Origin of the sequence: Pseudomonas sp. HT11 (genome assembly GCF_044875395.1) — a bacterium.
In the GTDB taxonomy this organism is placed as follows: Bacteria; Pseudomonadota; Gammaproteobacteria; order Pseudomonadales; family Pseudomonadaceae; genus Aquipseudomonas.
This window is the reverse complement of the sequence record NZ_CP173217.1, coordinates 1,098,418-1,111,323: the sequence shown is the minus strand read 5'-3', so window position 1 is coordinate 1,111,323 and position 12,906 is coordinate 1,098,418. Positions and strand designations below refer to the sequence as shown.

11 protein-coding genes and 1 pseudogene are annotated in these 12,906 nt (G+C 61.9%); 7 read left to right on the top strand and 5 right to left on the bottom strand.

Translation table 11 applies throughout. The features are described 5' to 3' along the window. The first annotated feature begins 46 nt into the window (after positions 1–46). Together ABWL43_RS04960 and ABWL43_RS04955 are read left to right on the top strand one after the other, a co-directional pair. Positions 47–1,234 carry an MFS transporter gene (locus ABWL43_RS04960; protein ID WP_404486981.1) on the top strand — a complete coding sequence of 396 codons (1,188 nt, stop codon included), beginning with the start codon at positions 47–49 and terminating at the stop codon, positions 1,232–1,234. Beyond that, positions 1,227–1,628, top strand: coding sequence for a DUF4440 domain-containing protein (locus ABWL43_RS04955; RefSeq protein WP_404486979.1), 402 nt, complete (start codon positions 1,227–1,229; stop codon positions 1,626–1,628). The genes ABWL43_RS04960 and ABWL43_RS04955 overlap by 8 nt, the downstream gene beginning before the upstream one ends. A gap of 118 nt (positions 1,629–1,746) precedes the next feature. On the opposite strand, the gene ABWL43_RS04950 is transcribed toward ABWL43_RS04955, so the two are convergent. From ABWL43_RS04950 to ABWL43_RS04935, 4 genes are read right to left on the bottom strand one after another with little or no spacing between them, the layout of a single operon-like run. Then, a complete protein-coding gene (locus tag ABWL43_RS04950) occupies positions 1,747–2,607 on the bottom strand; it encodes an efflux RND transporter periplasmic adaptor subunit (protein ID WP_404486977.1) in 861 nt (286 codons plus the stop codon). 10 nt (positions 2,608–2,617) lie between these two features. Continuing rightward, complete coding sequence (locus tag ABWL43_RS04945; RefSeq protein ID WP_119738415.1) at positions 2,618–2,818, bottom strand: DUF1656 domain-containing protein; 201 nt, start codon at positions 2,816–2,818, stop codon at positions 2,618–2,620. Continuing rightward, entirely contained in the window at positions 2,808–4,985 is a 2,178-nt protein-coding gene (locus ABWL43_RS04940; RefSeq protein WP_404486975.1) for an FUSC family protein, read from the bottom strand. The genes ABWL43_RS04945 and ABWL43_RS04940 overlap by 11 nt, the downstream gene beginning before the upstream one ends. A gap of 10 nt (positions 4,986–4,995) precedes the next feature. Beyond that, a complete protein-coding gene (locus ABWL43_RS04935) occupies positions 4,996–6,507 on the bottom strand; it encodes an efflux transporter outer membrane subunit (RefSeq protein WP_404486973.1) in 1,512 nt (503 codons plus the stop codon). Between the two features lie 182 nt (positions 6,508–6,689). Here ABWL43_RS04935 and ABWL43_RS04930 point away from each other — a divergent pair, with 182 nt between their 5' ends. The 5 genes and pseudogenes from ABWL43_RS04930 to ABWL43_RS04910 form a co-directional block, all read left to right on the top strand. Beyond that, positions 6,690–7,658: a LysR family transcriptional regulator gene (locus ABWL43_RS04930; RefSeq protein ID WP_122719937.1), complete on the top strand. Its 969-nt coding sequence runs from the start codon at positions 6,690–6,692 to the stop codon at positions 7,656–7,658. A gap of 1,117 nt (positions 7,659–8,775) precedes the next feature. Next, on the top strand, positions 8,776–9,750 hold the full coding sequence (locus ABWL43_RS04925; RefSeq protein ID WP_262206489.1) for a D-glycerate dehydrogenase: 975 nt from the start codon (positions 8,776–8,778) through the stop codon (positions 9,748–9,750). Between the two features lie 131 nt (positions 9,751–9,881). Beyond that, positions 9,882–10,784 (top strand): chemotaxis protein CheV, encoded by a 903-nt coding sequence (locus ABWL43_RS04920; RefSeq protein WP_145166225.1) that lies wholly within the window; start codon positions 9,882–9,884, stop codon positions 10,782–10,784. A gap of 3 nt (positions 10,785–10,787) precedes the next feature. Continuing rightward, complete coding sequence (locus ABWL43_RS04915) at positions 10,788–11,270, top strand: N-acetyltransferase (protein WP_262206488.1); 483 nt, start codon at positions 10,788–10,790, stop codon at positions 11,268–11,270. A 35-nt stretch (positions 11,271–11,305) separates the two neighbouring features. Then, positions 11,306–11,401 (top strand): annotated as a pseudogene (locus ABWL43_RS04910) (YkgJ family cysteine cluster protein); the annotation flags it as partial. A gap of 90 nt (positions 11,402–11,491) precedes the next feature. Here ABWL43_RS04910 and ABWL43_RS04905 read toward each other — a convergent pair. Then, positions 11,492–12,655 (bottom strand): transporter substrate-binding domain-containing protein, encoded by a 1,164-nt coding sequence (locus ABWL43_RS04905; protein ID WP_404488369.1) that lies wholly within the window; start codon positions 12,653–12,655, stop codon positions 11,492–11,494. Between the last annotated feature and the right edge of the window lie 251 nt (positions 12,656–12,906).

Here is a 12,906-nt window from a genome sequence, read left to right as displayed (position 1 = left end):
CCTGCTGGCGGCCTACCCTGCGCGCTTCATTCGCAGGATCGCGTCCATGACCTACCGCTCGAAAGTCGCCTGGATCTTTTTATTCGGCTTTGCCCTGGACCTGGTGAACATGTTTGTCGCCACGGTCGCCTACCCGGACATCGCCCGCGAGTTGCACGCCTCGGTCACACAATTGGCCTGGATCAGCAATGCCTACATGCTTGGGCTGACCGTGATCATTCCCCTGAGCGTGTGGCTGGCGGCACTGATGGGCGAGCGAACGCTGATCGCGGCGAGCCTGCTGTTATTTGCGGGGGCCTCGCTGATGGTCGGCCAGGCGAGTTCTATCGAAACCCTGATTGGCTGGCGGGCGCTGCAAGGCTTGGGCGGCGGACTGCTGATTCCCGTGGGCCAGGCCCTGGCCTACCGGTATTTTCCAGCGGCAGAACGCAGTCAGTTGACGGCGCGGGTGATGTCGGTGGCGCTGCTGGTGCCGGCGCTGTCGCCGGCCCTGGGCGGGTTGATCGTCGACAGCCTGTCGTGGCGCTGGATCTTCTATGCCAACCTGCCGCTGGCGTTGCTCACGCTGCTGCTGGCACTGCTGTGGATAAAACCTGACGCGCCTGCCACGGTGCGCCCGGCCCTGGACGTGGGCAGCATCTTCAAGCAGATCCGTAGCCCGATGCTGCGCGTGGCGATGTTGGTCTATCTGTTCATCCCCGGCGTCTTTATCGGCACCAGCCTGATCGCCATCCTTTACTTGCGCGGCCTGGGCTATGACGCCACGCAGACCGGCGCGCTGATGCTGCCGTGGGCACTGGCCTCGGCGCTGGCGATTTTCCTGAGCAAAAAACTGTTTAACCGCTGCGGCCCCAAACCCTTGCTGCTGGCGGGCATGGCGTTGCAATGCAGCGGCATCCTGTTGCTCAACCAACCCGCCTGGGTGATTGCGGCCTATGCCTTGATGGGCCTGGGGGGCAGCTTGTGCAGCAGCACCGCGCAGACGCTGGCGTTTCTCGATATACCCGCTGAACGCATGGGCCATGCCAGCGCCCTGTGGAATATCAATCGGCAAGTGAGCTTTTGCCTCGGCGCAGCGGCACTCAGTGCGCTGTTGTCGGCCTTGGATTCCTTCGCCATAACCTTCACGATAGCGGCAGCCCTGACACTGCTGCCCCTTTTTGCAGTGCTGCGCCTGGACGCTTCCAGAGTACGGACACTGCTTCACCCAGCCAACGAGCCCAGCCATGATTGATTACAGCGATTTTTTTGAGGAAGTGATCCAGACCCACGTCGAGATCGAGCAATGGTTTGCCGGCGTTGCGCCTGAAGGCACACTGGAAACCTTGCTGGCGCGCTTCTCACCCGAGTTCAGCATGGTCGCACCCGCCACCGGTACGCGGGTAAATGCGGCCGGGGTGAAAGCACTGTTCACGCGCCTTGGCGGTATGCGCCCAGGCTTGAAAATCACCTTGAGCGAGATGACCGGGATCGACCGCCATGCACGCGGCGCCACGGTGACTTACCGCGAAAATCAGGTTGATGACAGCGGCACACAGACTGATCGACGCGCCACCGTGGTGTTCGAGAAGCAGGCCAGCGGGGCGTTGCTGTGGCGCCATCTGCACGAAACCTTTATCAAGGCTTAACACCGTCCAAACTGTGGGAGCTGGCTTGCCTGCGATAGCGGTGGGTCAGCCATACATACTTCAACTGACAGTACGGCATCGCAGGCAAGCCAGCTCCCACACAAGCCAGTTGCCACATTTAGTGTTGTGTTGGGTTGACGATCACCGTGCAAGTGATGCCCGCCGCCAACAGCACGCCCTCCGGCACTTCATCAATGTGAATGCGCACCGGCACGCGCTGGGCCAGGCGCACCCAATTGAAGGTCGGGTTCACATCGGCGATCAGTTCGCGGCTCTCGGGGTTGTCGCGGTCGTAGATGCCGCGCGAGATGCTTTCCACATGGCCCTTGAGCGTCTCGCCGCTCATCAATTGCATATCGGCTTTGTCACCGACTTTGACGTGGGGCAACTTGGTTTCTTCAAAGAAGCCATACACCCAGAACGAATTCATATCGACCACCGCCATCTTCGCCTCACCGATGCGCGCGTAGTCGCCCCGGTGCACATTAAGGTTGGTGACGTAGCCGTCCACCGCCGCCACCACTTGAGTGCGTTTCAAATTCAGCTCAGCCGCTTCCAACTGCGCCAGCGCGTGCTGGTAATCGGCCAGGGCCGAGTCGGCGATGTTGCTCGCGTCGTCGCGGTTTTCCTTGGAGATCACCAGGGCGTCGAGGTCGGCGCGGCGGTGAGCGTTGACCTTGCGCATCTCCCAAGTGGCCTTGCGCGAGGCTACCAGCGATTGCGCCTGCTTGACCGCGATGCGGTAGTGCTCGGGGTCGATCTGCATCAGCAGGTCGCCCTTTTTCACCAACTGGTTGTCACGCACCGGTACGTCGACCACTTCGCCGGTGACGTCGGCCGCCACGTTGATGATGTCGGCGCGCACGCGACCGTCGCGGGTCCACGGCGTTTCCATGTAGTGCACCCACAGCGTGCGGCCAATCCAGATCGCCAAAGCCAGTACCAGCAAGGTCGCGAGCAGGCTGAAAAACTTTTTCATCGGGGCATTCTCAACGGTAGACGGTCAGCGCCAGGGCGCCGAACAAGCAAACGAACAGGCTCAGGCGCAGCAACGCCGGGTGCCAGAAAAAACGGTACAGGTCGAACCCGGCCAGGAAGCGGTCCAAGGCCCAGGCCAGCCCTGCGGCGATAAAAAACATCAGGGTCATGGTCGGCATGTAGACGCCGTGGAATGCGATTTCACGAGGCATTCGGGGATCCTTTGAGGGCAGCCAGGGGCGATTGCGGGTCCAGCAACGACGTGCGGATAAAGTGCAGGTAGCTTTTCACCCGGCGCAACGCCGAGGTGTCGAAGTGCGGGGCGAAGGGTTCATCGGTGGCCTGCACGCGGCTGATCGCATGGTCGACGGCAATCAACCCGCGCTCCAGGTTGCTGGCGCTCGGTTGCAGGAACAGCCGCACCAGCGAGCGGCCCATCACGCGGATCGCCTGGCGCCAGGGTTGCGACTCGGCATAGGCCGGGTGCACCGGCAATATCGCCTGTTCCTTGCGCAACTCGATGATCGCGTGGCCGACTTCCAGCACCACGAACATCCAGCGCAGCAAGTCGCGTTGCACGTGCGGCTGGCCGACGGCGAGGCCGTAGGCCTGGTGCAGCAGGTCGCGGGTGCGGCTTTCAAAACTCGACGCCAGGCCCTTGAGCTTGCCGCTGATCGCGTGCACCACCTGCTCGCGCAGGTCCTGCTCCAGGCGGCGCCACAACCAGCGGCTGTTCGGCGGCAGGATAATCGCGCCAGCCGCCGCGCACACCAGCATGCCAATGACCATGGCGATGTAGTCATTGATAAAGCTGTAAGGGTTGTAGACCGTCAGGTTGTCCGGCACCGAGCCGGTGCTGAAAAAGATCAGCAAGCCCACGCCGACGCCGGCGTATCGCGGGCGGGAGGCGAGGAACGAGCCAAAGATAATCACCGGCGCAAGCATCACGCACAGCAGCGGGAAGCCGTCGATCCACGGGAACACAAAGAACATTTCGACAAAGCCCACCAACGCGCCGATCAAGGTGCCGCAAGCCATCTGGAAGGCCATGCGTTTCGGGTTGGGCGTGGCGGCGGACAGGCCGACGGTGGCGGCGGCGATCAGGGTCATGGTCGCGCCGCTGGGCCAGGCGGTGGCCACCCAGTAACTGCCCAGCACGATCAGGATAAAGGACGCGCGAATCCCCGAAGCGGCGCAGGCCAGCCAGTTGGTTTTCGGCGTGTAGGCTTCGCTCCATCGCTCGCGCTCATGGCTGTGATCGGCCAGTGATGCGTGGGTCTGCGCGTAGTTGTGCAGGTCATCGACAAAGCGGTATAGCAGCTCGTAGGCGGTATGAAAATCCAGCTGCTCGGCTTCACTCGGATTGCCTTGCTGAAAATTCGCACGCAGGCTGCGCACCTTGGCGGGCAGTCCATCCTTGTAGGCGCTCAATTGATTGACCAGGCGCGCCGCATCGGGGCTGGTGAGCGCACGGCCAGAGAAACCGTCAAGAACTTCCGCCAGGTCTTGCAGGCCGGGCTTGATTGCCGCGGCGACGTGATCGGCTGCATCCGTGCGCAGCCGCTCAAGCAACTGGTGCAAGGCGTTGAAGCGCGTGGTGATGCTCATGAATTCGCTGTTGAGGCGACTCAACCGGCCATTGCGCCGCCGCATGTGCGGGTCTTCAAATACGGTGACGCTGCGCAGCCCTTCCAGGCCCACGGCCTCGGCGATAAAGCGCACATTGCTGGCCTCGAACCCTTCACGCTGGCTGCGCCCACGCAGGCCGTCGGTGACAAACAGCGCGAACACGCCAAAGCGCTGGTACAAGGCGTTGCGCATCGCGGCGCTGCTGGTTTGTGGCAGGATCGCGGCGCTGACCAACGTCGAGCACAGTATCCCCAAAGAGATTTCCAGCACCCGCCACACCGCCGCCATAAAGGCGCCGTCCGGGTGGGCCAGGGCGGGCAAACCGACCATCGCCGCGGTGTAGCCCGCCAGCACAAACCCATAGGCGCGAAAGTTGCGATTACGCGTCGCACCGGCCGTGCAAATGCCCACCCAGATCGCCAACGCGCCGAGGAACAATTCGGTGTTCTGCGCAAACAAGGCGATCAACAAGACCATCACCGCCGACCCCGTCAGGGTGCCCAGGAAGCGGTAAAAACTCTTGGCGAAGACCTGGCCGCTCTGCGGTTGCATCACGATAAACACGGTGATCATCGCGGTGCGCGGTTGCGGCAGTTCCAGGCGCATCGCCAGCCACAGCGTGAGGAACGCGGCGATCAGCACCTTGAAGATATAGACCCAGGTCACGCCATCGCTGCGTGCCCAGTCGAAAAAACCACGGCGCCACTCCAGGGAGTGCAACCAGCGCAGCGGTGCAGGCAAGGGTGTCATCAAATCCTACTCAGTGATCAAACACGGCAAGCGCCGTCGGGGTCTTGCTCGGGAGGGTCTTGGTGTCTGGCGGCACATCGTTGCCGGCGCCGAGCCCGCCGCCCAGGGCGGTGACCAGTTCGGCGTGGGCACTCAGGCGTGCGGCTTGCACCTGTTGTTCGATTTGCTGCTGGTGGAACAGCAAGGTCTGGGCGTTCAGCACGTTGAGGTAATCGGTGAGGCCGCGCTGGTAGGCGATCATCGCGATGTCGTAGGTTTTCTGCGCAGAGGCCACGGACTGCGCGGCGAAGGACGCCTGCTTGTCCATCGATTCGCGGCGGATCAACTGGTCGCTGATGCCCTTGAGCGCGTTGACCAGCGTCTGGTTGTACTTGGCCACGGCCAGGTCATAACCGGCGCTGGCTTCGCCCAGTTGCCCACGCAAACGACCGCCGTCGAAGATCGGCAAGGTGATCGCCGGGCCGACGTTGTAGTTGAATTTCTTGCCCGCCAGAAATTCCAGCAGGCCGCCGCCGGTGGCCATGTAGCCGAGGCTGCCGACCAGGTCGACATTGGGATAGAACCCGGCATGCGCCACATCGATGCCACGCGCTTGCGCGGCGACTTGCCAGCGGCTGGCGACCACGTCCGGGCGCTGGCCAAGCAATTGCGCCGGCAGGCTCGACGGCAATTTCAGCGGCGCGGCGAGGGACAAACTCGGGCGTTGCAGTTGTGCACCCTCGCCCGGACCTTTGCCCGCCAAAGCAGCCAGTTGGTTGCGGCTCAGGGCGATGTCCTCGTCGAGCGCATCGAGCTGGCGATGGGTCTCCGGCAACGGCGTTTCGGCCTGGCTGACGTCCAAGTGCGTGCCGATCCCGGCGTTCAGGCGTTTGTTGGCCAGGTCGAGAATCTGCTGTTGCTGGGCCAGGGTGGCGGCGACGATGTCGCGGTTGGCGTACTGCAAGGACAACTGGATGTAGGCGCGCACCACGTTGTTCTGCAATTCGAGCTGGGCCTGGCGCGCTTCGGCGGCACTCATATGCGCCAGGTCGACAGCGCGTTCGCTGGCGTTGCTTTCGCGGCCCCACAGGTCGAGGGCATAGCTCAGGCCCAGGGACGAATTGTTGTCCCAGGTGGTTGTTCCGCTCAACTCGCCGGGGCCGTAGAACTGATCCTTCGGCCAGTTGTGGCGTTTGAGGGTGGTGTCACTGTTGATCTGCAACGACTCGGCCGACTCGGCGATGCCGGCCATGGCCCGCGCCTCACGCACCCGCGCGGCGGCCATGGCCAGGCTCGGGCTGTTTTGCGTGGCAAGTTGCACCCACTGATTGAGTTGCGGATCGCCATAGGCTTGCCACCATTGCGTGGTGGGCCAGTGGGCGTCGTGGGCGGCGCTCTGGATGGCTTCGTCGGTGGCCAGGTTATTGGCGTTGAGGGCCCGGCCTTGGGGGGCGATTCCTCCGGTTCCGATGCAGCCGCTGATTGCTAACGATAAGGCCCAAACACTGAGAGTCTTCAGCTCTCTGATGATGCGACGCGGCACGGCAAGCGTATTCCTGAGGTGGTGTTGCGCAAGAGGTGGCGCAATTCTAGGGGGCGGCATGGGGAACGATAAGCTGGCATTCCTGTGAATCTTTGTTACCGTTCAAGCGATAATCCGTTGGTAGGGATCACTGGACGGCGTAACTTTCTGTCACAATTTGCTATCTCCCCTGAGAACACTCCATGGACACTTTGCAAAACATGCGCGCTTTCAGTTGCGTGGCCGAAGCTGGCAGCTTCACCGCCGCCGCCGTGCAACTGGACACCACCACGGCCAACGTCTCGCGCGCGGTCTCCAACCTGGAAGCCCATCTGCAAACCCGCTTGCTCAACCGCACCACCCGCCGCATCGCACTCACCGAAGCCGGTAAACGCTATTTGCTGCGTTGCGAGCAGATCCTCGCCTACGTGGAAGAAGCCGAAGCCGAAGCCAGCGACGCGCACGCGCGGCCGGCCGGGCAGTTGAAAGTGCACACCATGACCGGTATCGGCCAGCATTTCGTGATTGACGCCATTGCCCGCTACCGCCGTACGCATCCCGACGTGACCTTTGACCTGACCCTGGCCAACCGCGTGCCGGACTTGCTCGATGAGGGCTACGACGTGTCGATCGTGCTGGCCAGTGAATTGCCGGACTCGGGGTTTGTGTCCCAGCGGCTGGGCATTACCTACAGCATCGCGTGTGCGTCGCCGGATTACGTCAAGACCAAGGGCTGCGCGCAACGGCCGCAGGATTTGCTCAACCATGCGTGCCTGCGGTTGGTGAGCCCGGTGATCCAGCTGGATAAGTGGACCTTCAACGGGCCGGAAGGCCAGGAAAGTGTGGCGATCAATACGTCGCCGTTTCTGGTCAATTCGGCGGACGCGATGAAAACGGCGATCACCAGTGGCATGGGCGTGGGTTTGTTGCCGGTGTATGCGGCTATCGAGGGGTTGCGTAACGGCACGCTGGTGCGGGTGATGCCTAACTACCGTTCGCAAGAGCTGAACTTGTATGCCATCTACCCGTCGCGCCAGTACCTGGATGCGAAGATCAAGACGTGGGTTGAATATCTGCGCGGGTCGTTGCCCGAGATTTTGGCGGCGCATCAGGCGGAATTGGTGGCGTATGAGTTGAGTGGGAGCCTTAGCGGGGCGCGGTTGGCTAACTGACTGGGGTTTGGGCTTTGGGCTTTGGGGGCATATCCGTTATTTGGGTGATGGCCGCTTTGGGGTTCCGCCCTTACGGCGGGTCACTTTTGAAAAGAGCCCAAAAGTAACCAAAAGGCTCTTGCCCCACCACTCGGCACCTCGCTTAGGCTCGGTGTGCCCTCACTCCGGCTTGAATCCGTGGGCCGCCGTGACGGGCCATCCATGGCCCAACACGGCTAACCCGGCGTCCTGCCGGGTTACCCACGGATTCAAGCCTGCGTTCGGCCAGCGTGGTTTAACGGGGCGCCTAAGATCAAAATCAAAAGCAGATCAAGATCAAAAGCAGAGCACGGCGGCCTAGTAGCCGACCTGAGTGGTAGAAGCAAAACCGAGGCGGCCTGACAGCCGACCTGATTCTGGAACCTGAACTCAATCAAAGGTGGGAGCTGGCTTGCCTGCGATGGCATCAACTGGGTGTCACTGATAGACCGAGGTGCCTGCATCGCAGGCAAGCCAGCTCCCACAGAAAAGCAAAGCACTGCGGTGCTGGCAGCTGAACTCGGTCAACTTGTGGGAGCGGGCTTGCTCGCGAAGGCGGTGTGCCAGTGACACATGAGCTGACTGAACCACCGTATTCGCGAGCAAGCCCGCTCCCACATTTGGATCTCTGTGCATCAGATAGAAGTGTGTTGCTGTGCTTTTAATCCGCTTTTGCTTCTACCACTCAGGTCGGCTACTAGGCCGCCGTGCTTTTGCTTTTGATCTTGCTTGTGATCTGACAGGCCCCGTCAACCACGCTGGCCGAACGCAGGCTTGAATCCGTGGGTAACCCGGCAGGACGCCGGGTTAGCCGCGTTGGGCCATGGATGGCCCGTCGCGGCGGCCCACGGATTCAAGCCGGAGTGAGGGAATGCCGAGCCTAGGCGAGGCACCGAGTGGTGGGGCAAAGACCTTTTGGTTACTTTTGGGGCGTTTGCCAAAAGTGACCCGCTGTAAGAGCGGAACCACCAGCCGCCGTTACCGCAGCAACGGATATGTACTCACTCACCCACCAAACAACACCAAAAAGCTCCCCCCAATTCCCCCCAAGAATGTTAGCGTGCTTGGCATTCTTCCGTAGTCGATGAGCCCGCCTGCAATGAAAAAGACCGTCCTCGCCTTCAGCCGTGTCACCCCGGAAATGATCGAACGCCTGCAACAGGATTTCGAGGTCATCGCCCCCAACCCCAAGCTGGGCGACATCAACGCTCAATTCAACGAGGCCCTGCCCCACGCCCACGGTTTGATCGGCGTAGGCCGCAAGCTCGGCCGCGCACAGCTCGAAGGCGCAAGCAAGCTGGAGGTGGTCTCCAGCGTGTCAGTAGGCTACGACAACTACGACGTGCCCTATTTCAACGAGCGCGGAATCATGCTCACCAACACCCCCGACGTACTCACCGAAAGCACCGCCGACCTGGCCTTCGCCCTGCTGATGAGCAGCGCACGCCGCGTGGCCGAACTGGACGCCTGGACCAAGGCCGGCCAGTGGAAAGCCAGCGTCGGCGCGCCACTGTTCGGTTGCGATGTACACGGCAAAACCCTCGGCATCGTCGGCATGGGCAACATCGGCGCCGCCGTGGCCCGGCGTGGACGCCTGGGCTTCAATATGCCGATCCTGTACAGCGGCAACAGCCGCAAGACCGCGCTGGAACAGGAATTGGGCGCCCAGTTCCGCAGCCTCGACCAATTGCTGGCCGAGTCGGACTTCGTCTGCCTGGTGGTGCCATTGAGCGACAAGACCCGCCACCTGATCAGCACCCGCGAGTTGGGCCTGATGAAATCCAGCGCGATCCTGATCAATATTTCCCGTGGCCCGGTGGTGGACGAGCCGGCGCTGATCGACGCCCTGCAAACCCAGAAGATTCGGGGTGCCGGCCTGGATGTGTATGAGCAGGAGCCGCTGGCCGAGTCGCCGCTGTTCCAACTGAGCAACGCCGTAACCCTGCCGCACATCGGCTCGGCCACCCACGAAACCCGCGAAGCCATGGCCAACCGCGCCCTGGACAACCTGCGCAGCGCCCTGCTGGGCCAGCGCCCACAGGACCTGGTGAACCCACAGGTCTGGAAGGGCTGACACATCCCCCCTGTGGGAGCGGGCTTGCTCGCTCCCACACACGCCAGCCCTGCATAAATCCGGTTAAAGCCTGGCGCGCCCGAGTCGATAACCCTCTATAGATCGTCATTCCTGATCCACAGAAGGTTTTTATGTCCACCACCAAAGCCCGCGCAGATTCACTCTCGCTTCTGCTCTTTACCTTGCGCAGCGGCAAGCTGATGGCGATCAACCTGCTGAAAGTCAGCGAAATCATCCCCTGCCCGCCGCTGACCAAGCTGCCGGAGTCTCACCCTCACGTCAAAGGCATCGCCACGCTGCGCGGTGCGTCGCTGTCGGTGATCGACCTGAGCCGCGCGCTGGGCGAAATGCCCCTGCAAGACCCGAACGGCGGCTGCCTGATCGTCACTGACGTCAGCCGTTCCAAGCAGGGCTTGCATGTGCAGGCAGTGAGCAAGATTGTGCATTGCCTGACCACCGACATTCGTCCGCCGCCGTATGGCTCCGGTGGCAACCGCTCGTTTATCACCGGGGTCACCCAGGTCGAAGGCGGGCTGGTGCAGGTGCTGGATATCGAAAAGGTCATCCACGGCATCGCCCCGGCACCGGTTGAAGCGGCGCCCACCGACCTGACCATGGAAGAGGCCGAAGTACTCGGCAATGCGCGGATTCTGGTGGTGGACGACAGCCAGGTCGCCCTGCAGCAATCGGTGCACACCCTGCGCAATCTCGGTTTGACTTGCCACACCGCACGCAGCGCCAAAGAGGCCATCGACGTGCTGCTGGAGCTGCAAGGCACGGCCGAGCAGATCAACGTGGTGGTTTCGGATATCGAAATGTCCGAAATGGACGGTTACGCCCTCACCCGTACGCTGCGCGAAACCCCGGATTTCCAGGAGCTTTACGTGCTGCTGCACACTTCTTTGGACAGCGCGATGAACAGCGAAAAGGCCCGCCTGGCCGGTGCCGATGCGGTGCTGACCAAGTTCTCTTCGCCCGAACTGACCAAGTGCCTGGTGGTTGCCGCCCAGACCGTGGCGCAAAAGGGCTTGTAACCGGTGACGCAATACTTCCACCTGTTGCGTCGCGACCTGACCGGCAGCCTGCCCGCCCCGCAGTGGCCGGCCGATACTCGGCTGAGCCATTACCGTGATGAACTGGCCCCGGCGATTCATGCGGTGCTGCGCATGACCCAGGACCAGGGCGGCGGCCGTGTCGCCGGCCTGGAGCAATGGCGCCAGCAGTTCGTCACCGATGCCGAGTTCGACCCGACGCTGTGCCTGGTGGCCAGCAACGCCGAGGGCATCCTCGGTGTAGCCCAGTGCTGGACCAGCGCGTTTATCAAGAACCTTTCCGTGCATCCCTGCGCCCAAGGCCAGGGGCTGGGCCGCGCCTTGTTGCTGCACAGCTTTCAGGTGTTCAAGCAACGCGGCGAACCCTACGTCGACCTCAAGGTGCGCGAAAGCAACCTGCGCGCCCGACAACTGTATGAAAGCGCGGGCATGGTTTTTGTGCTGCGCGACCGGGTGCCCGAGGACTGACAGGCACTGGCTTCGCAAGAGCCAGAACAGTGCATAGAGGCACTACCGAAGCGTTTGTGGCGATCACCTTTGCCGCCTACGACGCCGGGCGCTGCCGGAACCTTGACGAAGACAACCGCTGCAACATCTACTGGATGCCGGCGCCAGGATCGCCACCCAGGTGCCGGCCAACTACGCGTTTATTTCCTTGCGGGCGTCTCAGGCCCGCAGCCTGCGAGGGCTTACAGGCTGGCGATACACTCGATTTCGATCCGCGCATTCAACAGCAACTTGCCTGCCGCAAAGGTGGTTCGGGCAGGAAGCCGGCCTGCGGGGAAATAACTGGCGTACACCTCGTTCATTGCCGCGAAATCTTTGACATCGGCAAGAATCACCGTGCATTTGGCTACCCTGTCCATCGCCAAGCCTTTTGTCTTGAGCGTGCCACGCAAGTTTTCCAGGGCCTGGGCGGTTTCTGCACGAATGCCTCCGCGCACCAGCTTGCCCTTTTCATCCAGGCCCAACACGCTTGCGAGATACAGGGTGTGCCCAACCTGCACCACCTCCGAGTAAGGAAAACCACCTTGCGCCGGTGTGTAAATCATCCGGGCCACTGCGGATTCAGCCGGAGCCGGTGCCAGATAAGGCCGGGTAATGGCCGCGTATTTGCCACTGTCCTTCAAGCGCTGCAGCGCCGTGTTCAGCGCCGCAGTCAATTGCGGGTCGGTTTTGCGCACCGCTATGGCCGGGCCGCTGCCCAACAACTCGTCATTGATCACCGGCCCCGCGAAGGCAAACCCTTTGCCTTGAGGGGTGTTCAGCAACGCCTGGGTGATTTCAACCGTGTCTTGCAAGGTCGCGTCCAACTCACCGGCCTTCAAGGCCTTGATCAGCTCGGCATTGAGGTTGAATTGACGTACCTGCACGCCTTGAGGCGCCCACCGTGCCAGCGCAAAAGCGGCTCGACTGGTGCCCGTCAGTACGCCCACGCGTTTGCCTCTGAGCGAACCGGGGGTTGGCAAAAGGCTGGAACCTGTGGGCGCGACCAATCGGCTTTCAAGGGCATAGAGCGGATGGGTGAAGTCGACTGTTTCGCGCCGTGGCGGCGTCGCGGTCATCGGCATGATGGCGTCAAAACGCCCGGCCTGAAGCGCGGCAAGGTTGGTTGCATAAGGCTGATCGACCCACACGCAGCGCGCGTTGAGCTCAGCACACAAGGCGTTGCCCAGCTCGATATCCAATCCGACGAGTTCGCCTTGCTCATTGCGATATTCAAACGGCGGTACATCCGCCTCGACCCCGAAGCGAATTTCGCTCCACGGGTTTACGGGAGGGGGAGCCACCGCGCATCCGCTCCCGGCCAACATTATCAGCGCCAGAGCCAATATTCTTTTTGCCGTAGTCATAGACCTGTCCTGTTCAAAAGTGGTGTGAGACGTCCGTGCTCTATCACTCACGGCCCGAACGCACCCGACGTTCTAACAAGCACTGACTGGTCTTTAACTACGACACGCCTGTTTGTTTCATAGGAGAATTCCCAAATTCAGCCTAGACGCTTTTTGGCGTCAGCGCCGTTGGCCCCAGAACGCCTGCGCAAGCAGACGTAAATCTTGCGCCAGCGCCGCCACGTCGCCTGAGCTGCATTGGCTCTGCTGTG